Annotated in this window: 25 protein-coding genes and 1 tRNA gene; 17 read left to right on the top strand and 9 right to left on the bottom strand. The window is 62.8% G+C overall.

The window, feature by feature from the left end; genetic code table 11:
* Positions 1 to 88 precede the first annotated feature (88 nt).
* The 5 genes from ACK4FH_RS09730 (at position 89) to ACK4FH_RS09710 (ending at position 4,330) form a co-directional block, all read left to right on the top strand.
* Entirely contained in the window at positions 89 to 454 is a 366-nt protein-coding gene (locus ACK4FH_RS09730; RefSeq protein ID WP_409813066.1) for a hypothetical protein, read from the top strand.
* Positions 455 to 502: 48 nt separating this feature from the next.
* Positions 503 to 952 (top strand): nuclear transport factor 2 family protein, encoded by a 450-nt coding sequence (locus ACK4FH_RS09725; protein ID WP_409813064.1) that lies wholly within the window; start codon positions 503 to 505, stop codon positions 950 to 952.
* A 241-nt stretch (positions 953 to 1,193) separates the two neighbouring features.
* Complete coding sequence (locus tag ACK4FH_RS09720) at positions 1,194 to 2,558, top strand: glycosyltransferase family 4 protein (protein WP_409813062.1); 1,365 nt, start codon at positions 1,194 to 1,196, stop codon at positions 2,556 to 2,558.
* Positions 2,524 to 3,240 carry a methyltransferase domain-containing protein gene (locus ACK4FH_RS09715; protein ID WP_409813060.1) on the top strand — a complete coding sequence of 239 codons (717 nt, stop codon included), beginning with the start codon at positions 2,524 to 2,526 and terminating at the stop codon, positions 3,238 to 3,240. The genes ACK4FH_RS09720 and ACK4FH_RS09715 overlap by 35 nt, the downstream gene beginning before the upstream one ends.
* 4 nt (positions 3,241 to 3,244) lie before the next feature.
* Positions 3,245 to 4,330, top strand: coding sequence for a prenyltransferase (locus ACK4FH_RS09710; protein ID WP_409813058.1), 1,086 nt, complete (start codon positions 3,245 to 3,247; stop codon positions 4,328 to 4,330).
* On the opposite strand, the gene ACK4FH_RS09705 is transcribed toward ACK4FH_RS09710, so the two are convergent.
* Positions 4,310 to 4,924, bottom strand: a complete 615-nt coding sequence (locus tag ACK4FH_RS09705; protein ID WP_409813056.1) for a class I SAM-dependent methyltransferase — start codon at positions 4,922 to 4,924, stop codon at positions 4,310 to 4,312. The genes ACK4FH_RS09710 and ACK4FH_RS09705 overlap by 21 nt on opposite strands.
* A gap of 131 nt (positions 4,925 to 5,055) precedes the next feature.
* Here ACK4FH_RS09705 and ACK4FH_RS09700 point away from each other — a divergent pair, with 131 nt between their 5' ends.
* Positions 5,056 to 5,640, top strand: coding sequence for a hypothetical protein (locus ACK4FH_RS09700; protein WP_409813054.1), 585 nt, complete (start codon positions 5,056 to 5,058; stop codon positions 5,638 to 5,640).
* 134 nt (positions 5,641 to 5,774) lie between these two features.
* Here the strand turns inward: ACK4FH_RS09700 and ACK4FH_RS09695 are convergent, their stop codons facing one another.
* Together ACK4FH_RS09695 and ACK4FH_RS09690 are read right to left on the bottom strand one after the other, a co-directional pair.
* On the bottom strand, positions 5,775 to 6,371 hold the full coding sequence (locus tag ACK4FH_RS09695; RefSeq protein ID WP_409813052.1) for a histidine phosphatase family protein: 597 nt from the start codon (positions 6,369 to 6,371) through the stop codon (positions 5,775 to 5,777).
* Positions 6,368 to 7,336 (bottom strand): magnesium transporter CorA family protein, encoded by a 969-nt coding sequence (locus tag ACK4FH_RS09690; protein ID WP_409813050.1) that lies wholly within the window; start codon positions 7,334 to 7,336, stop codon positions 6,368 to 6,370. Before ACK4FH_RS09690 ends, ACK4FH_RS09695 begins: the two co-directional genes overlap by 4 nt.
* Before the next feature lie 306 nt (positions 7,337 to 7,642).
* Between ACK4FH_RS09690 and ACK4FH_RS09685 the strand changes: the two genes are divergently transcribed.
* The 11 genes from ACK4FH_RS09685 (at position 7,643) to ACK4FH_RS09635 (ending at position 18,682) form a co-directional block, all read left to right on the top strand.
* Positions 7,643 to 9,028, top strand: a complete 1,386-nt coding sequence (locus tag ACK4FH_RS09685) for a DEAD/DEAH box helicase (protein ID WP_409813048.1) — start codon at positions 7,643 to 7,645, stop codon at positions 9,026 to 9,028.
* A 91-nt stretch (positions 9,029 to 9,119) separates the two neighbouring features.
* Positions 9,120 to 9,956, top strand: coding sequence for an alpha/beta hydrolase family protein (locus ACK4FH_RS09680; RefSeq protein WP_409813046.1), 837 nt, complete (start codon positions 9,120 to 9,122; stop codon positions 9,954 to 9,956).
* A gap of 234 nt (positions 9,957 to 10,190) precedes the next feature.
* A complete protein-coding gene (locus ACK4FH_RS09675) occupies positions 10,191 to 11,459 on the top strand; it encodes a tyrosine-type recombinase/integrase (RefSeq protein ID WP_409813044.1) in 1,269 nt (422 codons plus the stop codon).
* A gap of 14 nt (positions 11,460 to 11,473) precedes the next feature.
* Positions 11,474 to 11,968 carry a hypothetical protein gene (locus ACK4FH_RS09670; RefSeq protein ID WP_409813042.1) on the top strand — a complete coding sequence of 165 codons (495 nt, stop codon included), beginning with the start codon at positions 11,474 to 11,476 and terminating at the stop codon, positions 11,966 to 11,968.
* A 73-nt stretch (positions 11,969 to 12,041) separates the two neighbouring features.
* The gene (locus ACK4FH_RS09665; RefSeq protein ID WP_409813040.1) at positions 12,042 to 12,812 is read left to right on the top strand and encodes a hypothetical protein; all 771 of its coding nucleotides are present in this window, start codon (positions 12,042 to 12,044) and stop codon (positions 12,810 to 12,812) included.
* 172 nt (positions 12,813 to 12,984) lie between these two features.
* Positions 12,985 to 13,221: a hypothetical protein gene (locus ACK4FH_RS09660; protein ID WP_409813038.1), complete on the top strand. Its 237-nt coding sequence runs from the start codon at positions 12,985 to 12,987 to the stop codon at positions 13,219 to 13,221.
* 3 nt (positions 13,222 to 13,224) lie between these two features.
* Entirely contained in the window at positions 13,225 to 13,794 is a 570-nt protein-coding gene (locus ACK4FH_RS09655; protein WP_409813036.1) for a hypothetical protein, read from the top strand.
* A 494-nt stretch (positions 13,795 to 14,288) separates the two neighbouring features.
* A complete protein-coding gene (locus ACK4FH_RS09650) occupies positions 14,289 to 14,636 on the top strand; it encodes a hypothetical protein (RefSeq protein WP_409813034.1) in 348 nt (115 codons plus the stop codon).
* Positions 14,637 to 14,871: 235 nt separating this feature from the next.
* On the top strand, positions 14,872 to 16,242 hold the full coding sequence (locus tag ACK4FH_RS09645; protein ID WP_409813032.1) for a phage major capsid protein: 1,371 nt from the start codon (positions 14,872 to 14,874) through the stop codon (positions 16,240 to 16,242).
* Between the two features lie 144 nt (positions 16,243 to 16,386).
* Positions 16,387 to 16,701 (top strand): hypothetical protein, encoded by a 315-nt coding sequence (locus ACK4FH_RS09640; RefSeq protein WP_409813030.1) that lies wholly within the window; start codon positions 16,387 to 16,389, stop codon positions 16,699 to 16,701.
* Positions 16,702 to 16,741: 40 nt separating this feature from the next.
* A complete protein-coding gene (locus tag ACK4FH_RS09635) occupies positions 16,742 to 18,682 on the top strand; it encodes a phage tail length tape measure family protein (RefSeq protein ID WP_409813028.1) in 1,941 nt (646 codons plus the stop codon).
* A 459-nt stretch (positions 18,683 to 19,141) separates the two neighbouring features.
* Here the strand turns inward: ACK4FH_RS09635 and ACK4FH_RS09630 are convergent.
* The 6 genes from ACK4FH_RS09630 to ACK4FH_RS09605 all read right to left on the bottom strand — a co-directional run bounded on the left by ACK4FH_RS09630 (position 19,142) and on the right by ACK4FH_RS09605 (position 24,987).
* Positions 19,142 to 19,217, bottom strand: a tRNA-Lys gene (locus ACK4FH_RS09630).
* A gap of 133 nt (positions 19,218 to 19,350) precedes the next feature.
* On the bottom strand, positions 19,351 to 20,499 hold the full coding sequence (gene rodA / locus ACK4FH_RS09625; protein WP_409813026.1) for a rod shape-determining protein RodA: 1,149 nt from the start codon (positions 20,497 to 20,499) through the stop codon (positions 19,351 to 19,353).
* Complete coding sequence (mrdA, locus tag ACK4FH_RS09620; protein ID WP_409813024.1) at positions 20,499 to 22,388, bottom strand: penicillin-binding protein 2; 1,890 nt, start codon at positions 22,386 to 22,388, stop codon at positions 20,499 to 20,501. The genes rodA and mrdA overlap by 1 nt, the downstream gene beginning before the upstream one ends.
* A gap of 12 nt (positions 22,389 to 22,400) precedes the next feature.
* A complete protein-coding gene (mreD, locus tag ACK4FH_RS09615) occupies positions 22,401 to 22,934 on the bottom strand; it encodes a rod shape-determining protein MreD (RefSeq protein WP_409813022.1) in 534 nt (177 codons plus the stop codon).
* Between the two features lie 3 nt (positions 22,935 to 22,937).
* Positions 22,938 to 23,864 carry a rod shape-determining protein MreC gene (mreC, locus tag ACK4FH_RS09610; RefSeq protein ID WP_409813020.1) on the bottom strand — a complete coding sequence of 309 codons (927 nt, stop codon included), beginning with the start codon at positions 23,862 to 23,864 and terminating at the stop codon, positions 22,938 to 22,940.
* Between the two features lie 82 nt (positions 23,865 to 23,946).
* Entirely contained in the window at positions 23,947 to 24,987 is a 1,041-nt protein-coding gene (locus ACK4FH_RS09605) for a rod shape-determining protein (protein ID WP_407948184.1), read from the bottom strand.
* Positions 24,988 to 25,321: the final 334 nt, after the last annotated feature.

The raw sequence follows: 25,321 nt of genomic DNA, 5'->3' as shown, positions 1-25,321 counted from the left end.
ACCGGAATGTGACTTGCCCGCTCCCGCGCCTGCGGCCATTATGACCAAATTAACGGTTTCGGTCATTTGGTCCGGCGGGAGGGCAGCGATGACTTTGATCGAGCATCTGGCCGCCGCGCCGGACCTGTTGCGCGGGCCTGTCTACTGGCTCATCTTCATCAATTCGCTGTCGCTTGCGCTCGTCTTCACGCTGACCGAGGCGCGAGTGATCTTCGCCGTCTGGTCGGCAACGCTTGCGCTGACGGCGATTCTGTTCGAGTTTTCCGGTTTCAGCCGCTGGCTGGGGATCGTCTACCTCGCGCTGTGGACGCCCCTGCTCTTCTGGCTTGTCGCCCGCAACCCGGCGAACGGCCTCCGAAGGACAGCCGATATCTGGCTTGTCACCATGTTCACCTCGAACCTTGTCGCAGTCATCCTTGCGCCCCTGTTGATGTTCCGCCTGCTGCCTGTCTGACGGCGGGTACAAATCGGCCTCATGCAAATCGTACCGGGCGCTGATAAAATGCCCCGGTCTTCAAGTGCCGACGGCCAGCCCATGCCCTCAACCACCGCCCGAGATCAGGCCGCCCTGCTCTTCGCCAACGAGACCTTCTACCGGGCCTTTGCGGACCGCGACACCACGCTCATGAGCGCGGTCTGGGCCGACCGGGAGCCCGTGACCTGCCTCCATCCCGGCTGGCCGCCGGTCGAGGGGCGCGATGCCGTGCTGCAAAGCTGGCATGCAATCCTGACTGGCCCGGCCAGCCCCGATATTCAGTGCCTGCACGCAAAAGCGGGTATCCACAAGGACACGGGGATCGTGATCTGCTATGAGCGGATCGGGCAGGATTTCCTGCTCGCAACCAATGTATTCATCCGCAGCGGCAATGGCTGGCTCATGGTTCACCATCAATCGGGACCGGCACCGGAACCGGCCGAAAATTCCCCGCCGCCAAGGCGCAGCATCAACTGAACAGGGGCGTTGCTTACATTCTTGTTAGCGGGTTGTTGCACCGCGACGAACCCGGTATGATCCGCGCGGCTCGGCGCGCATCGCAGCGCACGGGCCTTCACTGTCTGGCCCATCACATCGCCGCCCGAAAAGGGCAGGAACCGAATGGGTCCGGGTTCGCGCCCGTCCAGGGGAGCCCCGGATGGCACCGCCTTGTTGCGGAGAGCCGCACGGACAAACGAGGTTTGAGAGGACTTGAGGCATGTCGCAAGTGCTGGAGCGGAATACGGCCGCTGAAACCAAGCCGGAAGAGCCCGTTGCCGCGCGCCGCGCGCCGGACGGACCTCGCCTTGCGGCGATCAAGGGCGACCGGCCGCTGCGCATCCTGCTGCCGAGCTACCGCTCCAATCCGACGACCGGCGGCCAGGGCGTCTATATGCGCCACATCGCCAAGGCGCTGGCCGAACTCGGCCATCAGGTCGATGTGATTTCCGGCCCGCCCTATCCCGAAATCGATCCGCGCGTCCGCCTCATCAAGCTGCCCTCGCTCGATCTCTATGCGAACCCGCATCCGATCAAGTCGATCCGCCCCTGGATGTTCGCCTCGCCCATCGACCTCTTCGAATGGTGGAGCCATGCGACCGGCGGCTTCTCCGAGCCCTATACATTCGGCGAGCGCATGGCGCGTTATGTCCGCGGCACGCTCGACGATTACGACGTCTGCCACGACAACCAGACGCTGTGCTGGGGCCTGCTCAAGATGCGCGACATGGGAATGCCCGTGGTCGGCACCATCCATCACCCGATCACGATGGACCGGCGCATCGACATCGAACACGCAAAGACGCTGAAGCTGAAGCTGCTCAAGCGCCGCTGGTATTCCTTCCTCAACATGCAGATCAAGGTGGCGCGCCAGCTCGATCCGCTGATCGTGGTCTCCGAAAGCACGCGGCGCGACGTGGTGCGCGAATTCGGCGTCGACGCCTCGAAGACGCGGCTCGTGCTGCATGGCATCGACCATCTGCAGTTCCGCCCCATGCCGGAGGTGAAGCGCCGCGACGACCTGATCGTCGCCTGCGCCAGCGCCGACGTGCCGCTTAAGGGGCTCATCTATCTCATTCGCGCCTATGCGATGCTGCTCAAGACGCGCCCGAACCTGAAACTCAAGGTGATCGGCCGCCTGCGCGAGGGCAACACCTCGGACGAGTTGAAGGCGCTCGGCATCATGGACAAGGTGGAATTCGTTGGCGGCATTACCGACGACGACATCACCCGCATCTATAACGAGGCGACCATCGCCGTCTCGCCGTCGGTCTATGAAGGCTTCGGCTTTCCCTGCGGCGAGGCCATGTCCTGCGGGACGCCCGTCATCGCCACCAATGGCGGCTCGCTGCCCGAAGTCGTGGGCGATGCCGGCATCGTAGTGCAGCACTCCAATCCGCCAGCGCTGGCGGAAGCCATTGCCGCGATGCTCGACGACCCCGAGATGCGCGCCCGCTACGGCCAGGCTGGGCGCGAGCGCATTCTCGCGAAATTCAAATGGGAACGCGCGGCGCGCGAATGTGTGGACGTTTACAGGCAGACAATAGCAGATGCAGACAATCGACTTGAACGTGCTCGGGCTTAAGGACGGCCAACGCGCGCTCGACCTCGGTTGTGGCGCGGGACGGCATGTTCACGCCATGTATTATCACTCCGAATGCCACGTGGTCGGGCTCGACCTCGGCTTCGAGGATGTGCGCCGCACACGCGAGGGCTTCGGCTCCTGCCCGGACATGGACCCGGAGACGAAGCGTTCCTTCTCGCTCACCGTCGGCAATGCGCTTTCGCTCCCCTTCCCCGATCAGAGCTTCGACAAGGTGCTCTGCTCGGAAGTGCTGGAGCATATTCCCGACTACGGACAGGCACTGAACGAGATCAACCGCATCCTGAAGCCGGGCGGCACGCTGGCCGTCAGTGTGCCCCGCTTCTGGCCCGAATGGGTCTGCTGGGCGCTCTCCGACGACTATCACAACGAGCCGGGCGGTCATGTCCGCATCTTTCGCGAAGGCCAGCTCAAGGGCGCCGTGGAGAGCCGGGGCCTGTCGTTCTTCCATCGCCATTTCGCGCATGGGCTTCATTCGCCATACTGGTGGCTGAAATGCGCCGTCGGCGTGAAGCGGGAGGATGTGAAGATCGTCAATCTCTACAAACGCTTCCTCGAATGGGACATCCTGCAGGGCCCTTGGCTCACTCGCACGCTTGAAAAGATCGCGGGGCCGCTGATGGGCAAGAGCGTCGTTCTCTACTTCCAGAAGGGAGCGGCTTGAACGCATGGCCTATCTCACCTGGGGCGACCGCCCGCCGGAAAATTTCTTTGAAGGCTCGCGCGCGCGCATTCTCGAACTGCAGCGCGATAATGGCGCGATCCCCTGGTATGACGGCGGCGTTGTCGACCCGTGGAACCACACGGAAGCGGCAATGGGCCTCACCGTGCTTGGCGAGATCGATTATGCGCGCCGCGCCTTCCGCTATCTTGCCGAAACGCAGTTGAAAGACGGCTCGTGGTGGGGCCAGCTCGGCTCCGCCGTGCCCTTCGACGAGGAAGAGCAGCGCTTCACCGGCGAGGAAAAGGACGCGGGCCACCCGATCCGCGATACGAATTTCGCCGCCTATATCGCAACCGGCACGTGGCACCATTATCTCATCACCCGCGACCGGAAATGGCTGGCGGGCATCTGGCCGCATGTGGAAGCCGCGATCGGCTTCGTGCTCGCGCATCAGAGCGAGCATGGCGACATTCGTTGGGCGGCAGCCGACCCGCACACGCCGGAAGACGATGCGCTCATCACCGGCTGCTCCTCGATCTACAAGAGTCTCGAATGCGCGGCGCAGATTGCGCGCGAACTGGGCCACCCTTCCCGTCATTTCATGGAAGCGCGCGCGAAGCTCGGCGAGGCGCTGCGCGACAAGCCGCACCGCTTCGACCGCACATGGGAGCCGAAGGACCGCTATTCGATGGACTGGTATTACCCGGTTCTCGCAGGCGTCATCACCGGCGATGCGGCGCGCAAGCGGCTTGCTTCCAAGTGGGACATCTTCGTTGCCGAAGGAAAAGGTTGCCGCTGCGTGCTGGACCAGCCCTGGGTGACGGTCGCCGAAAGCGCCGAGCTGACCATGGCACTCCTCGTTGCCGGGCAGCGCCGCGAGGCGGAAGCCATGCTCTCCTGGCAGCATCAGTGGAAAGCCGATTGCGGCGCCTACTGGATGGGCTATCAGTTCGCGGACGACGTGGCATGGCCCGCCGAAAAGCCGGCATGGACGGCCGCCGCCGTCATCCTCGCGACAGATGCGATTACAGGCCTCACACCCGCCGCACACCTCTTCGCCGAGCGGACGCTAGCCGAGGCGGCGGAGTAGCCGAAGGCTCTTCACGGCCTTCTCTTCCGCAAACAGGTTCGACGCGAGCGCCATCTTGTAGATCTCGTAGGGCGGTCGGCCGCCATCCTTCGGGTCCGGGAAGACGTCGTGGATGGCCAGGATGCCGCCCGGCATGACGCGCGGCGCCCAGTGGCGGTAGTCCGTCAGCGCCGGCTCCATGCCATGTCCGCCATCGATGAAAACCATCGCCAGTGGCGTCCCCCAGCCTTTCGATACGACCTCGGACGGCGCGACGAGCGGCACCACCGTATCCTCGAGCTTCGCCATGCGCATGGTGCGGCGGAAGAGCGGGAAGGTGTTGAGCCGGTCCGTTTCGGCGTCGTAAAGCGCCTCGTCGTGATGCTCCCAGCCCTTCTGGTTTTCTTCAGACCCATAATGATGGTCGAGCGCATAAAGCACGGCGCCATTCTGCTGGCAGGCGATGCCGATATAGACGGTGGACTTGCCGCAATAGGAGCCGATCTCAAGCACGGGGCCGAGGCGGGACGCCTCAAGCGCCGCCTCGTGGAGCGCGCGGCCCTCTTCGGCATCCATGAAGCCCTTGATGCTCTCTATGTCGATGGGAAGCTGCACGACCCGGCCCTTTTCATCGGATTTCCGCCCTTCCCTCGCATGTCCGGGCGGCGGCGGCAAGCGGGTTAACAGGGGCTCAATCAGTGGCCCGGATAATGCCGGGAACCCGACATGCCCCGGAGCCCCGGAAAATGAGCAACGCCACCATCAGGATCGAACCGGACGAATTTGACGCCATCGAACGGGCGGTGCTGGAAACACCGCGCGGGCGCTGGTTCCTGCAGGAATTTGCCCGCCGCAACCGCATGAGCGGCACGGATGAGGTGATCGGCGCCATCGAACGGCTCTATGACCTCGCCCGCGAAACGGCGGCGGAAGCGCGCTACGGCTTTCTCTACCACGAGATGCAGGAGATGCGCCGCGCCATGAGCGAAACGCGCGCGGCGATCGCTGCCGTGAAGCCCGGCGAGCGCCACAATATCCCCGCATCGAACGACGATCTCGCCGCCGTGGCGGAAGCGGCCGACCGCGCCTCGCGCGACATCGTGGAAGCGGTGGAACGCCTGCAGGAGATCGCGGACGCGCTGCGCAAGGCTGGCGCCGATGTGGACCTCTGCGATGAGATTGAGACCCACGCGAGCGGCATCTTCATGGCGTCGGCCTATCAGGAGATGACGGGCAAGCGCATCGCCCTCGTCGTCGAGGCGCTGGAAAAAGCGGAACACCACGTGGCCAACTGCATTTCGCTCTGGGAAGAGGAAGCGCGGAAGGCGTAGGGCCTCAAAAACCACACCGCCATGACCCGCTTTATGCGGGTCATCCACGTCTTTGATACAACCACAGAAGAAAGACGGGGATGGCCCGGACAAGCCGGGCCATGACGCTAATTATTGAATTCCACTCGCTCGGATCACACTTCGTGATTGATGCAGCCGACGCTCCACTGCACCTCGCCATCCACCATCCTACACCCGAGTTTCGTGACCGATAGCGGTGCGATATCGATGCGAAGCGCCGTCGCAAGATCGATTTCAAGCGCAAGCGCGATGGCGGCGCGGATCGTGTTCGCATGCCCGATGGAGACGAGCGTGTGCCCCGCATAATGCTCCGTCAGGCGGCGGACACCGGCATAGACGCGCGTTGCGACATCGACAAAGCTTTCCCCCTCGGGCGGTACGATTTCCGCGGGCCACGCCCAGTCGAGCGTGCGGTTCGCCGTATAGACATCGTTGTAGGAACGGCCCTGCCAGAGCCCGTAATTCTGTTCGTTGAAATCCGACACGGGGATCGGGTCGGCCCCCGGCTTGAGCGCCATCGCCGTCACGCGCGCCCGCGTGAGCGGCGAGGAAAGCCAGACGGCAACGCCCGGCAGGCGCCGCGCAATGGCTGCTGCGAGCGCCGGATCGACCGGCTCCGGCGCGACATCGAGCTGGCCGAAATAGCGGCTCTCCTGCCCCTGCACCGGCGCATGGCGGATCCAGATCCACTCGGTCCGCACACCGCTCATAGCCAGCCGCGATACTTGAAGAAGAGATAGGGACCGACCGCCGAGAACACCATCGCGACAAGCGCCATTGGATAGCCGAGCGGCCAGGCCAGTTCCGGCATGAACTCGAAATTCATGCCGTAGATACTCGCAATCAGCGTGGGCGGCAGGAAGACGACAGCGGCAACCGAAAAAATCTTGATGATGCCGCTTTGCTCGTTGCTGATCAGGCCGAGCGTCGCATTGAGGATGAAGCTCGTATTGTTGGCGATGAAGCTCGCATGATCGCTGAGCGACGTCAGGTCGCGCGAAATCGTCTTGAAGGCGCGCTCGGTCGATTTCGGCCGTTTTTCCGTCGACGGACGCGCAATGAAACTGACCATCCTGACAAAGCTGACAAGGCTCTCGCGAAGCTGGGATGTAAGCGAATGGCTGCGGCCGATGCGCCGCAAGATGTCGTCGTAATTGCGCTTCTGCTTGCCTCCTCGCTGCCCGAATATTTCATGCGACAAGCCGTCGATGTCGGACTGAATTCTCTCGAGAATGTCGGCAATTCGGTCGGTTATGGCATCGAGAAGGCCGGCCAGAACCTCCTCGCCGCTGGCGCAAGCCAGGCTGTGCCGCCGCGCTTCGGCCGCAAAATGGCGGAACGGCGTGGGCTCGGCATAGCGAAGGGTCAACAACCGGTGCCCGGCAAGAACGAATGTGACAGGCACGACCTGCGGCATCGGCGTATCGGCCTGCGTTACCATGGTCGCCGTCATGTAGACGGCTTCGTCTTCGACATAAAGGCGGCTCGATACCTCGATCTCCTGCATATCCTCCTCTGTCGGCACATCAAGGCTGAACTTCACATCGACAAAGGCCATTTCTTCCTCAGTCGGCTGAAGAAGATCGATCCAGACCGCATCGGCCGGAATGGCGGATCCCACTTCGACCTCAACGGGGGTCAGGGTGCCATTGACCGGCACATAGGCAGTTATCATCGAATTTTCCGTATCAGGTTTCGTGCGGCGACGATCATGCCCACTGGAATCGCCCGCGACAATCCGCCTCGCCCCCCTTCACTAATCTTTCAACAACCTGTTCCTGCTTGACATTTCCCCGAAAAAGCCCCATGTCACAGCCAGTTGTTTTCGTGTGCGCGCTTTGCGCTGCCTCCGGCACCGCCTGATCCCGAAACAATTTAACCCTTCCCGATTCCAAGCGCGTTGGAACGCGGCAAGAACCCGCGTTAAAGCACCGGCCACAGTGGCCGGGCGCACGACGTTGACTTGAAAGAACTTGAGTAGATGACGAACAAGACCTTTGCGGATCTCGGCGTTGCCGAACCGCTGACCCGCGCTCTCTCGGACCAGAATTACACTCACCCGACCCCCATTCAGGCCCAGGCCATTCCCGCCCTTCTCGAAGGCCGCGACCTGCTTGGCCTTGCCCAGACGGGCACCGGCAAGACGGCCGCCTTCACCCTGCCGATCCTGCAGCACCTGTCGGAAAATTTTGAAAAGCGCCAGCCGAAGCAGGCCCGCGCGCTCATTCTCGCGCCGACGCGCGAACTCGTGGTGCAGATCGCCAAGAGCGTCGAAACCTATGGCCGCAACCTGAAGCTGCGCCACACCGCAATCTTCGGTGGCGTCAACCAGTTCCGTCAGGTGCGCGCCATGTCGGGCGGCGTCGATGTGCTGGTGGCAACGCCGGGCCGACTGCTCGACCTGATGAACCAGAAGCATGTCGATCTTCGCCGCACCTCGGTGCTGGTACTCGACGAGGCCGACCGCATGCTCGACATGGGCTTCGTACGCGACGTGCAGAAGATCGTTGCAACGCTGCCGAAGCAACGCCAGTCGCTCCTCTTCTCGGCCACCATGCCGAAGACGATCGAGCATCTCGCGGCCGAAATCCTGAATGACCCCGTTCGCGTGGAAGTGACGCCCGAGGTCGTGACCGTCGACAAGATCGACCAGCGCGTGATGCATGTGGATGGCAAGAAGAAGCGCGAGCTTCTGGCAAAGCTCCTTGACGATGCGGACCTGTCGCGCGTCATCGTCTTCACGCGCACCAAGCATTGTGCGAACCGCGTCAGCGAGCAGCTCGACAAGTCGGGCGTTGTCGCTGAAGCGATCCACGGCAACAAATCGCAGGGCGCCCGCCAGCGTGCGCTCGACAATTTCCGCAATGGCAAGGCGCGCGTTCTCGTGGCGACCGACATTGCCGCGCGCGGCATCGACGTGGCCGACATCACCCATGTCATCAACTACGAACTGCCGAACGAACCGGAAAGCTATGTCCACCGTATCGGACGCACCGCGCGCGCCGGTCGCAGCGGCATCGCGCTGTCCTTCTGCGACAATGCGGAACGCAGCCATCTGCGCAGCATCGAGCGGCTGACCAAGCGCCCGCTCACCGTGGTCGACACGACCGAATGGCTCGGCGAACAGATCGTCGTGCCGGCGGGCGAGCCCCGCGCGCCGCGCGGTCCGGGCCATGGCGGCCCGCGCAAGGCTGGCGGCGGCAATCGCAACCAGCCCGGCAAGCCCCGCCGATTCGGCAAGCCGAAAGGCGGCGAGGAAGCACGGGGTGGCAACCCGAATGCCGGCCGCAAGCCGGACGGCCAGAAGCAGGGCCAGCGCAAGCAGGACAGCGCCAAGCAGAGCCGCCGCTTCTCCGCCGGCGCCTGAACGCCGGGTCCAAACGGGGCCAATTCGGCTATCCAAAATCGCGCGGCTCTGGTTCACTCCGGAGCCGTGCTTTTTTATTGCCGATGGGACCATGACGCTCCGCCCCGCCCTCGCTGTCATCGCCGCCCTGCTGCTTGCCGCCTGCACCGTCGCGACTCCGGCCGAGCGCAAGATCAATGCCGACCAGATCGCGGCTGCCGGCGCCTTGAGCCCCCTCACCATCCAGACGGCGAAGTTCGACCTCCATGCCCGGCTGAAAACGGGCGGAGCGAGCGACACGCTCGTCATCTATATCGAGGGCGACGGCTTTGCCTGGAAAAGGATAAACGAGCGGTCGGCTGACCCGACGCCGCTCAATCCCCTGGCCTTGCGCCTCGCCGCCCTGGACGACGCGCCCTCCGTCGCATGGCTCGCCCGGCCCTGCCAGTTCACTGGCGGCGAGACGGCGCGCGGCTGCAACAGCGACTTGTGGACCGGCGCGCGTTACAGCGAGGCAGTGATCGCCGCATCGAATGACGCGATCGACCTGTTGAAGCGGAAGGCGGGCGCAGAGCGCATCGCACTTGTGGGCTATTCGGGCGGCGGCGTCGTCGCCGCGCTTGCCGCCATGCGGCGCTTCGATGTGATCTGGCTGAAGACAGTGGCCGCGCCGCTCGATACCACTGCCTTCACCGCCCAGCACAAGCTGACGCCCATGACCGGATCACTGAACCCCGCAGACCGGGCGAAGAACCTCGCCACCTTGCCGCAAATCCATTATGCCGGCGCTAGAGACAAGCTCGTGCCCCCCGCGGTCAACCGCTCATTCCTTGTCCGCATGGGCGAGGAGCGCTGCATCACACTCGAGGAATTGCTCGGCGTGAGCCACGACGAGGGCTGGGAAAAAGTCTGGGCAACGCGCGCTGCCGAAACGCCTGTCTGCCAATGATTCGGAGAAATTTGGTGGGCGCACCAGGACTCGAACCTGGGACCCGCTGATTAAGAGTCGGAAATGCAAGCGGATCAGAGGGTAACAAATCAGAACATCCGGCTTCGCAAAAGGCCAATAAACATCAACACTCTTGCCGTTTCACATGAAACAAGTGTATCGTAAGGTAACGACACATACCGCACATTTGTGTTACCTCACTGTTACCTACTTGTTCTCACCGGGCCGCAGGACATGCCGAAACGGAAGCTGACCGCCGCCGCGATCGACCGCCTGAAGCCGCCGGCTTCCGGACAGGTCGATTATTTCGATGCCGCGCTGCCGGGCTTCGCCTTGCGGGTGTCGGCAACCGGCATCAAGTCGTTTGTCGTCTTCTGCCGTGTGGGCGGGCGCCTTCGCCGGGTGACGCTTGGCCGCTGGCCCGCCCTGACGCTCGCCAGGGCGCGTGAGAAGGCCGGACAGGCGGTTGAGGCAGCGGAGCGGGGGATTGACCCTGTAGGGCTGCGCCGCGCCGCCAGAGACGCCGCAGCGGACAGTGTGAGCGCCGTCGCGGCGGAATGGCTGAAACGCGACCAGGCCGGCAACCGGACCTATGCCGAAGTGAAGCGCGTCATGGAGCGCGACGTGCTGCCGCGCTGGAAGCATCGCAACATCCGCTCGATCACGCGGCGCGACGCGCTCGACCTTCTCGACAAGATCGCCGATCGAGGGGCGCCCGTTCTCGCCCGCCGCGTCCATGCCTATCTGCATCGCATGTTCCGCTGGTGCGTGGCGCGCGGGATACTCGAGGCCTCGCCCATGACCGACCTCCCGAAGCCCGGCCGCGAGCGCCGGCGCGACCGCGTTTTGACCGATGACGAATTGCGCCTGGTCTGGCGCGCGGCCGAAGCGATCGGCTGGCCCTTCGGCCCTGCCATCCGGCTGCTGATCCTGACGGGCGCGCGGCGACAGGAAATCGCCGGCCTCTTGCGCGCGGAGATCGCCGCAGAACGCCGCCAGCTCGAAATCACGCCCGACCGCATGAAGGCCGACGCGGCGCATATCATCCCGCTTGTGGATGAGGCCGCCGCGATCCTGGCCGCCGTGCCGAAGGTGATGAACGGGACGAAGCCGAGCGCCTATGTGTTCACGACAACGGGCAAGACGCCGATTTCCGGCTGGACCAAGGCGCGCCAGGCGCTCGATGCCAAGATCGAGGAATTGCGGCAGGCCGACGCGGCGAAGCGGAGCGCGCGCGCGAAGATTGAGCCGCTGCCCGATTGGCGGCTGCACGACATTCGCCGCACCGTCGCCACGGGAATGCAGCGGCTCGGCATCCGCCTTGAGGTTACGGAAGCCGTCCTGGGCCATGTGTCGGGCTCAAGGGGCGGCATTGTCGGCGTCTATCAGCGACACACCTATGCCGATGAAAAGCGGGCGGCGCTGGAGGCCTGGGCCGCGCATGTTGCCCGTATCGTCAACCAGCGACCGGCTAAAGTGATTTCACTTCGCCGGCGCAAATGAGGGAGAGAAAGCCAATGAACGCGATTTCGAAAAACGTCGAAGCGGGCGGAAAATCCGCACATGCCGATTTCGCCGCCGCTTACAAATACGAGCCGGATTTCCATGCTCTTGTCATGGCAAATGGTCATTATCCACTTCTTGCGGCGGCGTTCGCCACGATCTATCCGGACACGCCGGCAGCTCGCATGTTGACCGAGCGGGCGCAGCTCATGGTGCTGCATTCGGTTCCCCTGCCGTCGCCTCTTCCGTTTGCCGTCTCGCATGGCGATACGGACGAGTTTTGGGAGAAGATCCACCGCCTCGAGGCGCCTTTCCGGGGCAACCTGGAGGGGACAGCCGGGGCGCTGCTGCACACGATTTTTATGCTCGAGAACGAACTCGAAGGCACATGCGGCGAAGAGGTCGGACCTTGCGACCTTGTGCGCTACATCCTCGCCCAGGCAAGCGAGAAGATGACCGGCGCGACAACTACGCCGGTTGGCACAAAACGCGCAGCCGAAGCGGCATAAGACATATGCCGATCGAGCCCCGGCCGCCAGCGCGGCCGGGCGCCTGGCGGCTGAAACAGCGGAGCGAGACCGCATGCCGGAAATAGAATTTTTTGAAGGACGCGCCGGCGTGAGTCCGCTTGCCTTGGAGCAAGTGACACGCGCCATGCTGGCGCCGAAGGATGAAAAATTCAGAAGCGAGTTGCTGCTGTTCTACGTGCGCGAGCAGGCTGAGCGCCTAGCTCGCATATCGACTGATGAACGCTACGATAGATACCGACGCGCAGCGGAAGAGGACATCTTGAAGGCGCCCGACGCTGCATCTGTGTCCCCCGAAAAATTGGAAATCATCAGTCTACAAACGAAATTTGCTTTCGATGAGTTGCTTGCTCGCGCGCGTGACGAAACATCGGAGCCTGTCGAGGCGGCAATCGTCGCCAGTTGGCGAGAGGGCCTGAGGGCCGGCAGCGTTTTTCTGGAACTTCTTCGGCAATGGTCCAACCATGAGCCGGTCAATCGCAAAACGGCAATCGCCGAAGTTTCCGGGCGCGGGCGCGGCGCCAGCCCTCGCGGATGGAGCGCGAAAACGCTCAACAATGCGTTCGACGGCTGGCGGCCGGTTTGCCATATGTGGGCCGCGTTGATCGACCTTCGGACGCAGAATCAGGGCTTTCGCACTGGCCGGAACTGGCTCGTTTGCGACCTTGCCGAATTGCCGCGTTTCCTGGCCCGCGCCGAAGCGTTTCGGGATGCCGGCCTGTCGATCGAGTTTTCGGAGCACAAGGGGGCGCTGACCATCCTGTCTGCCGACGACACATGGCACGTGCCCGCCCGCGTTCGGGCAAAGCTGCCGGACGACCTTTAAAGGGCCAGCCTTCCCCTCGCCTGAAAGTTTTTCACTACCCAATTGCAGATTGGTTGGTGACCGCATCGGCCGAACACGTGCAATTTTCGTCTCGTTACCTCTTGATGCTTGGCGAGGCGAGCAAATGCAAAGTGAAACGGTAAGCCACGAACGCCTGCTATCGGCGGACGTGATGGCCCGCTACAAGATCACGAAGATGACGCTTTGGCGCTGGGAAAACGATCCCGAGCTGGGATTTCCCGAGGCGGTACGAATCCGTCGGCGCCGATACTGGATGCTTGCCGACCTCCAGGCGTTCGACGTGCGCCAGAAAATGATTGCCGACCTCCATGCGTCGGCCGCGCGCCAGAAAAGAGAACAGGCGCCGCAATCCGTCGACGCCGCGCCGGCCGGCGCTGAGGTGGGCTGAGCCATGCAGTCCTACGACAAAACCGGCCGCCAGTGCCTCGAATTCATCCTCTCGCGCGTCCTGCCAGGCGGCATGGCGGCGCCAGAGGAAAAGACCGTCGCACAACATCTGGCCTGCGCGATCGAAGGCGGCCGGCTCTCAATGGAAGCGTCCAGGGTGCTGGCGCATGCGGGCCTCAGAATATGGGCGGCGCCGGACACCGGCGCGCAATACCTGGCCGTCGCGAACCGCCACCATCCGGGCTTACGCGCGCTTATGCAGGGCAGCGCCTGGGCGTCGATCAATTGGCCAAGCATGCTGAGACAGATCGCGGGAGCGCGCGCCGTTCCGGATCGCCACTGCCCAATTTCAATCAACGGCTTTCGGACGCGCGCAACACTGATCCCGCTGGCGATCCTTGCCGCCGGACTCGCCGCGCGAAGCTGGGACGACGACCTTGTATCACCTGCAACCCCCGCGCCCCCCAGGCAGCCGGAACTGGATTCAAAACAGTCGTTGTTTCCACGCTTGATCGGGTTCTTTTCACGCCGTGGCCGTTCACGTGCCGTTTCACGTGAAACCGTAAGTAGATGACGCCAAAGGAGAAATTTGATTTTTCCACGCTTTCCACGCTGTTTTGAAATTTCTCTCACGTATGCGCGCGCACCCGCGCACACGCGAGACAACCCATCGTGAAAGCGTGGAAAGCGTGGAACACCCCCCTCTCTTTCTCTCTAAACCTTTGGAAAGAAATAGAAAAAAGACAGCGGGTTTTTCCACGATGCGGTTCCACGGCTTCCACGATCGAGCTGAGGGCTGCGCCGATCGCGCACACTGCCTCTTTCGTCCGGGTACGGATCATACTCGGCACCCAATGGGGGGGTGGGTCAAAAGTCCAGGACTCCCGCCCCCCAAACCGGCGTCCTATCGACGTTTATGTGAAAGCGAAAATGAAGTGGAAAGCCCACCCGGATTAATTGCACCGGAAGCCAAATCGGAAAGAGACCCTCGCGCGGCGTGCGTTCTTTTTCGGCTACCTTGGGGGCGCGGGGGGGGCGGTAGAGGCAACAGGAAGGGATCGGATCGAGATGACCAAGGAAACTGAAATCGGCGTAGTGCTTGAAGACCTGGCCGGCGTTCTGCAAAAGCTGATGGATCATGGTCGCGATAGCCTGGACGTCGATCGGCAGAAGATGGCCGCCGCTGCAGCGGCAGCGCCAGGCGAGACGGAATATGTTGTTGTCGTCAAGATGCGCGCCGGCGCGGCGCTTGAGGGCGCTATGCACATCGTCAAGCGCCTCGAGGATGCGCCGGCGATCATCTCCCCGATCTTCGGTTTTTGCGACGGCGGGATCGCGGCGGCCGTGGTTATGCCCGAAGACGATGACGACCCGGACGGTCACGACAACGTGCTGCCATTCCCGAGGCTGCACTGATGCACCGCTGGGCGGATTATCCGCACACGGTACGAATGCGCCTTGACGTTCGCGACCGGAAGCGTATTCTTGGCGCGTTGCAAGTGCATCGGGAAAGCCCACGGCCCCCGCATGACGGCAACCCTCCTCCGGCCTCGACCACGTCGAATGCGCGCAGGGACGCAATGCCAACATAGTTGGCCGCGCCCGCGCGTTTTTTCTATGCGCGCAGCCGGCCCGGATGGAGAAAAAGCAAATGCTGAAACAGGATCAAATAGCCGAAGAGCATCAGCTCCGCGCGGTGCTCGGGGCCGTAGGCTTCGACGCAACACAATTCCACTTCTCGCTTACGGGGGCATCGTGGTCTGACTTGCACGAGCACCGGAAGGCGGCCCGACGAGCGCACGGCGCTATCATCGAAGGGGCGCGGGGCGAAAATCGTGACCTTAACGAAAACGAAGTCGCCGCGTGTTCGAAGCTGTCGAACAGTATCCGGCTCGTGTCGGATGAAATCGACAACCGCGAGGCTTCCGGCAGTCGGGAACCGCGCAACCGCATCAACATCATCGGCGACAAGGGCGGTGCGCGCGGCGGCTCACGGCGCGGGGCGGGCGGCGACGATGCGGAAGTCTTCGGCCTTCGCCGCGACGAACGCGTCGCCGATTTTGTCGGCGGTTCGCGGCACGGGAGCGAACCCAAGCTGACGGACTTGCTCAAAGCGTCGATCAACGGCGACTGGGGCGAGCTGGGTGACTTTCGCAGCCAGCAGAGCACAACCGAAGGCGCCGCCGGCGGCTTCATTACGCCGAGCTACCTGGGCGCACGTATCATCGACCTGTCGCGCGCAAAAACGCGCGTTGTCGAAGCGGGCGCGCTCACGGTTCCGATTACCGGCCCGACCTCCTTTGCCACTGTGGACGGCGATCCGGAACCGCAGTTCAGGGCGGAAAATGCCGACGTTGCCGAGGGGCAAGTGTTGCTCGGCTCTCGCCTCTTTCAGCCTCACACGCTCGCGGTTATCGTCAAATCGTCGATCGAGTTGATCGAGGATGCGCCGAACGCGGATGCGCTGATTATGGCGTCGATCGCCGAAGCTCTCGGCCTCAAGCTGGACAAGATGTGCCTTGTCGGCGACGGTATCGGCAAAGTGCTCGGCATCTACAACACTACGGGCATTGGCCGGATCAACTGGAACGGTCCGCTTACGAGCTACGCGCCGCTTTCGTCGGCGGTGGAGCAAGTGGCAACTGCAAATGCGGAAGCGGGCGATTTCATTATGGCCGCGCGCACTGCCGGCGAGCTGGACCGCCTGGTTGACGACAACGAAAACCCGCTGCAAATGCCGCGCTCGGTTGCGGAGCGGCGGTTTCTCCAGACGAACCAGGTCCCTGTCAACCTGACGGCCGGCTCGCCGCCTGCGGAGGTCGGGAGCGCAATCTTTACCGGCCAGTGGGAGAGCTACTATCTGGCGATGCGCACGGCAATGACACTCGAAGCCACGCGCGTCGGCGGCGACTCGTTCGGCAAGATGCAGGTCTGGATTCGCGGCTATCTCCGGGCGGATGCGTTCGCGGTGCGACCGGATCATTTCAGCGTTGTTGACGGCATCACGTCGCCGACCGAATAGGACGGAAGCAAAATCGGAATGTGTCGCACGGTGTTCTTGCTTCTCGCCACCATGCGACGCTAGAGGCCGGCCGCCGGGGTCCCATCTCCAACCTGGCGGCCGGTATCGACTTGGAAACCAGATGCGTCTAGCGAGGTTGACCCTGTGAAATTCGATTGGGAAATCGATTTAGACGGCAAGCGGTTGAGGCTCCATATCGGCCAGCGCGCCATCATCCTTCTCAAGGAGAAATGGGGCCTTGAAGACGACGAGGCCGTCAGATCACGGATCAACAATCTAAAAAGCGGGCCCGTGCGCGGGTACGCAGATTTTTTGTGGGCCAGCCTTCAAGAGCATCATCCTGAGATCACGTGGCAGGATGCTTGCGAATTTTTCGAGGCGCTCGGCATTGGCGGCGTCGGAGCATCATTGGCGCGGCGGCGCGCGATCCCACCGGCCGATAACGAAAACCGAAGCTAAGGATTTGACAGTTTCGACAAGCTGAAACGGAGACGATGACATGAGCGGTGCAGTAATCGGCGCGTTGCGCGCGGAATTAACGGCCGGAATAGCCGCATGGCAGCGCGACATGGACAAAGCCGCAAAATCCGTGGGCGGATTTTCCGCCCGTTTTGCGGCGGCCGGGCGGCAAATGCAGAAGGTCGGCGGCGTGATGACGGCGGCCATCACCGCTCCGATTTTAGGCGCCGGCGCGTTGGCGCTGGCCAATTTCGAGAAACAGGAAAAGGCGGTTGCCGCCGTCGACGCCGCGTTGAAAAGCATGGGCGGCACGGCCGGATTCTCGCGCAACGAATTGCACAAAATGGCGGGCGACCTGCAAGCCGTTTCGACCTTCGGCGACGAAGACATTCTGTCGAAAGTGACCGCCAATCTTCTCACCTTCGGCAATGTGAGCGGCGATGCCTTCAAGCGCGCGCAACAAGCCGCGCTGGACTTGTCGGCCCGCCTGGATCAGGACTTGCAGAGTTCGGCCATAATGATCGGCAAGGCGCTCAACGATCCGGTTCGCGGCATAACGGCGCTGACCCGCGCCGGGGTCACGTTCACCGATCAACAGCGCGAACAGATCAAGGCGATGGTCGAGGTCGGCGACGTTGCCGGTGCCCAGGCGCTGATGCTGTCGGAGCTCGAAAAACAATTCGGCGGCCAGGCAGCGGCGATGGCGAACACGTCTGAGGGTATGCGAAAGCAGCTCGCCAACAGCTGGAGTGACCTGCTGGAAGACATCGGCGAGATCATCGCCGAATTCTTGCCGCCGCTGGTCGACGCATTGCGCAGCGCGGTCAAATGGCTAAAGGAGCTTTCGCCCGAGACCAAGCGCTGGGCGGTGGGACTGGCCGCGCTGGCGGCCGTGGCCGGGCCGGTGATCGCGGCGCTCGGTTTCCTGATGGTCGGCCTCGCGGCCTTGTCGGCGCCGGTGCTGATAGCGATTGCGGCGGTGGGTGGGTTGATCGCCGCCTGGTACTATTTCAGCGATGAGATCGCCGCCGTCGCTACCGCCTTTGCCGGGCCGATCGAGGCCATGAAGGCGATCGCCCATGGCTGGTATCAGTGGATGAAAGGCCTGGTGGCCCTGGCAATCCATCTTTTTACCGGCGATTTCGCCGCCGCCTTCGACACCTTCAAGGCGTTGTGGCGCAACTTCTTCGACACGGTTGCCGCCGTCGCCGAAGCGCTGATCCCCGGCGTCGTCGGCAAGGTCAAGGCGCTTTACGAGGGCGTCAAAACCTGGCTGAAGGACAAGCTCGGCGCGGTGCTGGATTGGGTCGGCAAGAAGGTGGCGGCTGTCACCGGCTTCTTTGCCGATATGTACAAGGCCGTGGTCGGCAACAGCTGGGTGCCCGACATGGTCGACCGCATCGGCGAGGAATTCGCGCGGCTCGGCGGCCTGATGGTCAAGCCCGCGGCCGATGCGGCCGGCGCGGTCGAAAGCGGGTTCAGCAAGATGGGCGACAATGTCGGCTCGATTTTCGACGAGCTGATCGAGCACGGCCGGGTGTCGATGGAAACGCTAAAGAACATCGTTAGCGACGCGGTGCGGGCGATGCTCGAAAGCCTGACCGGCTTTTCGGGCGGCGGCAGCATCGGCGGCATGATCGGAGGCGCGCTCGGCAGCGCAATGAAAAGTATCTTTGCCGGCGGCTTCGCAAGGGGCGGAACCATACCCAAGGGATCGTTCGGCCTGACCGGCGAGAACGGGCCGGAGCTGACCTATGCGGGACGCGGCGACGTGCAGGTGATCCCGCTCGATTCCGATGGCGGCCGGGGGTCGGGCGGCGGCAACACGGTCTATATCGACGCCCGCGGCGCCGATGCCGGCGCGGTGGGGCGGATCGAGCAGGCGCTACGCGCACTTGACCGCAGCGTCGAGATCCGCGCTGTCGGCGCGGTCAGCCGGGCGCGGCAGCGCGGCGGGCGTACCGGCCGGGCCCTGGCATAGGTCCCCGCTAGTCAGGCTGGCAATCGACGCCTGGCGCGCTACATTTTTCCGATGTGGCAGCGGCGATCAGATGACCAGGTTGCAACCCTCGGCGAGATTCACAAGGCGCCGGGCTGGGTCTGGGTCTACTGCGAAAAGATCGGCTGTCGACACAAGCGCGCCGTTCCACTCGCCCCTTTCGTTATCCGGTACGGCGCGCGCGCATCCGGCAATCGGCTGCGGCGCGCGCTGCGTTGCACGCGCTGCGGGGCGAAGGGCGCCACGATTCAAATGCCGAGCTGGGTAAGCCTTAAAATCGGAAGCGAGGCTTTTCCGCCCGAGATGGCGCTTGAGGGCCGCGCCCTTGAAAAAGACCCGATGCCGCGCCCCTATGTTACCTAGGCTGTAACCTTGGCGGCGGCTCGGCGCCTTCGTCAGTCAATCATCAATAAATAAGTATTTGATTTTATTGGTATTTTTTGGTGGGCGCACCAGGACTCGAACCTGGGACCCGCTGATTAAGAGTCAGCTGCTCTACCAACTGAGCTATGCGCCCGCCGTGCCGCATGAGCGACCGGTGGAAACCACCATCCCGGCCACCGATCCTGTGGGGGAGCGGTGCCTATAGCAAAGGAATGATGGCCTGTCCAGCAGACTTGCCCCGCGCTCGAACAATGCCGGAAATCGGGCTACCAGAAGGCGCTCGGCCCCCGCGAAATCTCGAGATTCCGGTGGATATGGACGCTCATCAGCAGCCCGAAGGCAAACATAAGCGAGAGCATGGAAGTGCCACCATAGGAGACGAGCGGCAGTGGCACACCCACCACCGGCAGGAGGCCCATCACCATCGCCGTATTGATGAACACATAGAAGAAGAAGGTCATCGAAACGCCCATCGCGAGCAGCCGCCCGAACTGGTTGCGGCACTGGAGCGCAATATTGAGCGAGACCATGAGCACGATGAAATAGAGCGCGAGCAGCACAATGCCGCCAACGAGGCCCAGCTCCTCGCCCAGCATGGTGAAAATAAAGTCGGTGTGCTTCTCGGGCAGGAAGTTGAGCTGGGCCTGAGTGCCTTCCATGAAGCCCTTGCCCAGCATACCGCCTGAGCCAAGTGCGATCTTCGATTGGAGAATGTGATAGCCCGTGCCGAGCGGGTCGCGCTCCGGTTCGAGGAAGGTAAGCACACGATTGCGCTGATAGTCGTGCAGCCGGCTCCAGATGACAGGTATGACCGCCAGCACGCCCGCACCCGCAATGATGAAGTAGCGCCAGCGAAGACCGGCGGCGAAAAAGAGAATGGCGCCACTCGCGATGAGAAGGACCGCCGTACCCAGATCCGGTTGCAGCACAACGAGACCAACCGGCGCGCCCACCATCGCCAGCGGAACCAGCAGGTTCCGGATGCGCGACACCTCTTCCAGCGTCAGGCCGTGGAAATAGCGCGCAAGAGCAATGATCAGCGTCACCTTCATGACTTCGGATGGCTGGATGGAAACAAAACCGAGACTGAGCCAGCGTTGCGCGCCCATGCCGACAAATCCGGTTATCTCGACCGCAACCAGCATGGCGAGCGCCACCGCATAGAGCGGATAGGCAACACGCATCCAGAGCCTGAGATCGATCATCGCCACGACGATCAGGATACAGGCGCCCACGCCAAAGCGTGCCACCTGACGCATCGCCCAGGGAGAGAAGCTGCCTTCCGCGACCGAATAGAGCATGGCAAATCCGAACGAGGCGATCAGCGTGAGCAGCAGCAGGAAGCCCCAGTTGAATTCCCCAAGCTTTTCCGTGAGCCGCATTTCATGGCCGGTGAACCGGCGAAGATCGAGCATCAGCCGGCCCCTTCGCTGCCCGAAGGCGCTGCAGGATTTCTCGCCTGTGGCCCACCCGGATTTCGTACAAGCACTTCGCGCATGATGTCTCGCGCAACCGGGGCTGCAGCGGCAGAGCCGGAGCCGCCATGTTCCACAACGACGGAAATTGCATAGCGCGGCTCATGGACAGGCGCATAAGCCACGTAAAGCGCGTGATCGCGCTGACGCCATTCGAGATCCTCGTTGCGAATTACGCCTGTCGCACGTTCGGCGCGCGAGATGCGGCGCACTTGCGCCGTGCCCGTCTTGCCGGCGAGCTCCATGCCCGGCTCGGGAATACGATGGCGATAGGCGGTGCCTCCCGGCTCGTTCGTCACCCCGTTCATGCCGCCCTGCGCAACTCGCAGCGCTCTTTCGCTGACCCCGATGGGTTTGGCGGCAGGCAAAGTCAGCAGCTCGCCACCGATGGCGCGCGTGATGTGCGGCACGACGGCATATCCGCCATTGGCGATACGCGCCGTCATGACCGCCAGTTGAAGCGGCGTCGTCAGCAGATAACCCTGCCCGATACCGGCAATGACCGTTTCGCCCTGATGCCAGACTTCTCCACGCGCGGCGCGCTTCCATTCCGGCGTCGGCACAAGCCCGCCCTTCTCGCCCGGTATCTCGAAATCATAGGTCTGACCGAGACCACATTTTCGCGCCATATCGGCGATTGCGTTCATGCCGATACGTCGTGCGACATCGTAGAAATAGACGTCGCAGGAATATTTGATCGCTTCGTGCATGTTCATTGCACCATGCCCGCCACGCTTCCAGCAGTGGAAGTCGTGACTTCCGAGCGAGAAGTGGCCGGGACAATGAACGCGCTGCGACGGCTCGACCCCCGCCTCTATCGCCGCCATCGCCACGACCATCTTGAAGGTCGATCCGGGCGGATACATGCCAGCGAGCGGCTTGTTGAGAAGCGGCAGATAAGGGCTTTCGAGCAGCTTCTTATATTCGGCCGTCGGATAGCCCATGTTGAAGAGGTTCGGATTATAGGCAGGCGCGGAGACGATCGAGATGATGTCGCCGTTGTGAACGTCCATCACAACCGCACTCGCGGACTCGCCCTTGACGCGTTCCCATGCAAATCGCTGCACATCGAGATCGAGTGTGAGCACGAGCTCCTGGCCCGGTTTGCCCGGATCTTTCGCAAGCTCGCGAACGACACGGCCATAGGCATTGACCTCGACATGGGAGGAGCCCGGCGTACCGCGCAACTGGCGGTCATAGGTACGTTCGATGCCTTCCTTGCCGACTCGGAATCCGGGAACCTTCAACAGGCGATGCGCTTCTCTCGGCTCATTCGCAAGATCACGATCGGACACGGCAGCGACATAGCCGAGAATGTGAGCGAACTCCTCGCCATATGGATAGTCGCGCGTCTCACCGACATCGGGAAGAATGCCGGCAAGATCGGGTTCGTTGATATTGACCTTGGCAAACTGTTCCCAAGTGAGGCCTTCCACCACCGTCACCGGCATGAAGCGTGGCGAACGGGCGATATCACGGAGAACCCTGCGCCTGCGAAACTCGTCGATCTCGACAATGCGCGACAGACGATTGAGCGTCTCCTCGACATCCGGCGTCTGCTCCGAGATGAGCATGGCGCGGTAGTTCTGCTTGTTCGATGCAAGCGGCCGCCCGAAGCGGTCGACGATGTTGCCGCGCAGCGGCGCGAGCAAACGCATGCTGACGCGGTTCTCTTCGGCCAGCATCCTGTACTGATCGGTCTTGAGCACCTGCAGGTAATACATGCGCCCGGCCAGCGCGACGAACGCGATGCCCTGAATACCCGCAAGCAGCGCCGCGCGCCGAGTGAAGGTCTGATACCGGTTGCTGTCCCGTCCGCTGATCTGCATGTCCCGCCCCCGCTACCCGCCCAGCAGGACGCGCGTTTCGAAGCGTCCGAAAACCATAGCAAACAGGGGGAAAACCGCCACTGTGACCGTCATGTGCCAGAACACCGGCCCGGGCGGCACGAACATGCCGTGGATCACCGAAACGATGCACCAGGCGAGCGCGCCCGCAAATGCCGCCGAAAAGGCAAAACCGAACCAGAAAGCCGAAAATGGCGCATTCACAAGCAGCAACCGCTGCGTGACGACCAGCGAATAGGTAACGACATAGACAAAGGCCCAGAGGCCGATTTCGCCGCCCGACAGAAGATCGAACAGAACGCCGACCGCGAACACGGCGAGCGGCGGGAACATTTCAGGCCGCACGATCGCCCAGTAGTAGATCGCCATGAGCGGAAAGGCCGGCGTAAGGGGCGAGCCGACGATTCGGCCGAACGGTACGAAGGTCAGCAGCACACAGACGATTCCAATGACGAAGGGTGTCACCGTCATGGCGATACGCCCCGCACGGGCGGCCGGTGTCGGCGAATAGGGTTCAAGTTTCGCCATGACCTACTCCACCGCCGCGCTCTGGCCGCCGCTCTCCGGCGCGGCCGCTCCTGCCCCGCCTTCGGGAGCCGAGTCCCGCAGCATCGATGGCGGGTCTTGAAGTTTCACGTCGGAAGGAAACTCGTATTGCAGCACACGAACGAAATCGAGCCTGCCGCGATCGCTGAATGTCTGGACGCGAAGCTCACCGCTGTTTGTCTGGATGACAAGGCCGACGGGAAGACCGGCCGGAATGAGCCCGCCATCGCCGGATGTCACCACGCGGTCGCCCGCGCTGACGGCACTTTGCGCGGCGAGATATTCAAGCCTCGGCCAGCTTGTATTGTCGCCAGCGAGAATGGCCTTGTATTGCGCCGGCTCGACGACAACCGGAATGCGGCTGTTCAGGTCAGTGAGCAGAAGCACGCGGCTCGCCCTCGGTCCCGTGGAAACAATGCGGCCGATGAACCCATCGGAATCGATGACGGCCAGCCCGCTCCGCGCGCCCTTGTCGCTGCCGACATTGACGAGAACCGTGTCGATGAACGGCCCGCCGGAGTCGCTCACCACCCGCCCGCTCACATATTCGATCGACTGGTCGACCTGCACATTGAGCAGCGCCTCGTAACGCGCAACCTTGGCCTGAAGCCTCAGCGCCTCTTCCTTCCACTCGAGGAGCCGCGCATTCTCGGCGCGCAGACGCTCGTTCTCATCGAACACATAGGCATATTCGTCGGTGCGTTCGATGATGCGGCGCGTCGCGGCGACAGGGCGGGAAGCAATTTCGAGAAGCGGTGCGGCAAGGTCGGTGACGACCTGCCGCGCCTGATCGAACACATAGGTTTCCGCACGGCCCAGCAGCAGCAGCGCCGCTGCCAGCGTGAGCATGAAAATCAGCGAAACCCGGTGCGAGAATTCGCGAAACGGCAGAGCTGTGCGGTTCGGCTCCATGTCGGCTGACTACTGCTCTTCTGCTATGGCGGCCGTCCCTGCCCGCCCGGCCGTCCCTCGCGGGGCCGCCGTTACACCCTGCCTAATATACCGATGAAAGCACGTGCTTCATCGTCCTGATGTGTTCGAGCGCCTTGCCCGTGCCGAGCGCCACGCAGGACAGCGCGTCGTCGGCGATCGAAACGGGAAGGCCGGTTTCGTCGCGCAGCACCTGATCGAGATTGGTCAGCAGCGCGCCGCCACCGGTAAGCACGATGCCCTTGTCGACGATGTCGGCGGCAAGCTCCGGCGGTGTCGCTTCAAGTGCAACCTTGACGGCCTCGACAATGGCGCCAACCGGCTCGGCAAGGCTTTCGGCGATCTGGCGCTGGCCGATCGCGATTTCCTTCGGCACGCCGTTCATGAGGTCGCGGCCCTTGATCTCGATGGTCATGCCATCGCCATCGGCCGGAATGGCCGCGGAGCCGACTTCCTTCTTGATGCGCTCTGCGCTTGCTTCGCCGACAAGAAGATTATGGTGACGGCGGATATAGGCGATGATCGCCTCGTCCATCTTGTCGCCGCCCACGCGCACCGAGCGGGCATAGACAATGCCGCCAAGCGACAGCACCGCGACTTCCGTCGTGCCGCCGCCGATATCGACGACCATGGAACCCGTCGGCTCCGTCACCGGCAGGCCTGCGCCGATCGCGGCAGCCATCGGCTCTTCGATGAGATAGACGCGGCGGGCACCTGCCGACAGCGCCGATTCCTGAATGGCGCGGCGCTCCACCGCCGTCGAACCCGACGGGACGCAGACGATGATCTGCGGATTGGCGAAGGAACGGCGATTGTGAACCTTGCGGATGAAATGCTTGATCATCTCTTCCGCGATCTCGAAATCGGCGATGACACCATCGCGCATCGGGCGGATTGCCTGAATGTTGCCGGGCGTGCGGCCGAGCATCATCTTGGCTTCCTCGCCGACCGCAAGAACCTGTTTCTTGCCGCCTTTTTCGATGATGGCCACGACGGACGGCTCGTTGAGAACGATCCCCCGCCCCTTCACATAGACCAGGGTGTTGGCCGTACCGAGATCGATCGCCATATCGGCGGAGAACATGCCGAGCAGTCCGGAAAGCATGTTTGTCTTATTCCTCTGACAAATAGTCGCCAGACACGCAATGCGCCGCGGCAACAGTTGAGATTGGGCCACTCATGGTGGCTAATTTGTTTAGGCGCATCGGCAAGCAGACCGCCGCAAAACGAAAAAGGCTGGAAGATGCGATGGCCTTCTGGCTCCCCCCGACACGCATCAAGCAGTCATTCCCCTGCACCGGCAACCGGTGGAACCCCATTGATTCTCAGCCTACGAATGATCTGCGACGAAACTGAGGCGAAACCGGCTGGTGCGTAAGAAAGCGGCGCATCGGCGCCCGCTTTTCCGCAAATAAAAGTCACCGCCTCGGCCGCACCCG

The organism is Parvibaculum sp. (assembly GCF_046297875.1).
Lineage (GTDB): Bacteria > Pseudomonadota > Alphaproteobacteria > Parvibaculales > Parvibaculaceae > Parvibaculum.
This window is presented reverse-complemented; position numbering and strand designations above follow the sequence as displayed.

Bases quoted from the DNA above. Each gene is read 5' to 3' on its own strand.
- ACK4FH_RS09725 (WP_409813064.1), top strand. From the start codon at position 503: ATGCCCCGGTCTTCAAGTGCCGACGGCCAGCCCATGCCCTCAACCACC.
- ACK4FH_RS09690 (WP_409813050.1), bottom strand. From the start codon at position 7,336: ATGATAACTGCCTATGTGCCGGTCAATGGCACCCTGACCCCCGTTGAG.
- ACK4FH_RS09700 (WP_409813054.1), top strand. From the start codon at position 5,056: ATGAGCAACGCCACCATCAGGATCGAACCGGACGAATTTGACGCCATC.
- ACK4FH_RS09650 (WP_409813034.1), top strand. From the start codon at position 14,289: ATGACCAAGGAAACTGAAATCGGCGTAGTGCTTGAAGACCTGGCCGGC.
- ACK4FH_RS09605 (WP_407948184.1), bottom strand. From the start codon at position 24,987: ATGCTTTCCGGACTGCTCGGCATGTTCTCCGCCGATATGGCGATCGAT.
- ACK4FH_RS09730 (WP_409813066.1), top strand. From the start codon at position 89: ATGACTTTGATCGAGCATCTGGCCGCCGCGCCGGACCTGTTGCGCGGG.
- mreD (WP_409813022.1), bottom strand. From the start codon at position 22,934: ATGGCGAAACTTGAACCCTATTCGCCGACACCGGCCGCCCGTGCGGGG.
- mrdA (WP_409813024.1), bottom strand. From the start codon at position 22,388: ATGCAGATCAGCGGACGGGACAGCAACCGGTATCAGACCTTCACTCGG.
- ACK4FH_RS09710 (WP_409813058.1), top strand. From the start codon at position 3,245: ATGGCCTATCTCACCTGGGGCGACCGCCCGCCGGAAAATTTCTTTGAA.
- ACK4FH_RS09720 (WP_409813062.1), top strand. From the start codon at position 1,194: ATGTCGCAAGTGCTGGAGCGGAATACGGCCGCTGAAACCAAGCCGGAA.
- ACK4FH_RS09670 (WP_409813042.1), top strand. From the start codon at position 11,474: ATGAACGCGATTTCGAAAAACGTCGAAGCGGGCGGAAAATCCGCACAT.
- ACK4FH_RS09645 (WP_409813032.1), top strand. From the start codon at position 14,872: ATGCTGAAACAGGATCAAATAGCCGAAGAGCATCAGCTCCGCGCGGTG.
- ACK4FH_RS09655 (WP_409813036.1), top strand. From the start codon at position 13,225: ATGCAGTCCTACGACAAAACCGGCCGCCAGTGCCTCGAATTCATCCTC.
- ACK4FH_RS09665 (WP_409813040.1), top strand. From the start codon at position 12,042: ATGCCGGAAATAGAATTTTTTGAAGGACGCGCCGGCGTGAGTCCGCTT.
- rodA (WP_409813026.1), bottom strand. From the start codon at position 20,499: ATGCTCGATCTTCGCCGGTTCACCGGCCATGAAATGCGGCTCACGGAA.
- ACK4FH_RS09680 (WP_409813046.1), top strand. From the start codon at position 9,120: ATGACGCTCCGCCCCGCCCTCGCTGTCATCGCCGCCCTGCTGCTTGCC.
- ACK4FH_RS09675 (WP_409813044.1), top strand. From the start codon at position 10,191: ATGCCGAAACGGAAGCTGACCGCCGCCGCGATCGACCGCCTGAAGCCG.
- ACK4FH_RS09635 (WP_409813028.1), top strand. From the start codon at position 16,742: ATGAGCGGTGCAGTAATCGGCGCGTTGCGCGCGGAATTAACGGCCGGA.
- ACK4FH_RS09685 (WP_409813048.1), top strand. From the start codon at position 7,643: ATGACGAACAAGACCTTTGCGGATCTCGGCGTTGCCGAACCGCTGACC.
- mreC (WP_409813020.1), bottom strand. From the start codon at position 23,864: ATGGAGCCGAACCGCACAGCTCTGCCGTTTCGCGAATTCTCGCACCGG.
- ACK4FH_RS09695 (WP_409813052.1), bottom strand. From the start codon at position 6,371: ATGAGCGGTGTGCGGACCGAGTGGATCTGGATCCGCCATGCGCCGGTG.
- ACK4FH_RS09660 (WP_409813038.1), top strand. From the start codon at position 12,985: ATGGCCCGCTACAAGATCACGAAGATGACGCTTTGGCGCTGGGAAAAC.
- ACK4FH_RS09715 (WP_409813060.1), top strand. From the start codon at position 2,524: ATGCAGACAATCGACTTGAACGTGCTCGGGCTTAAGGACGGCCAACGC.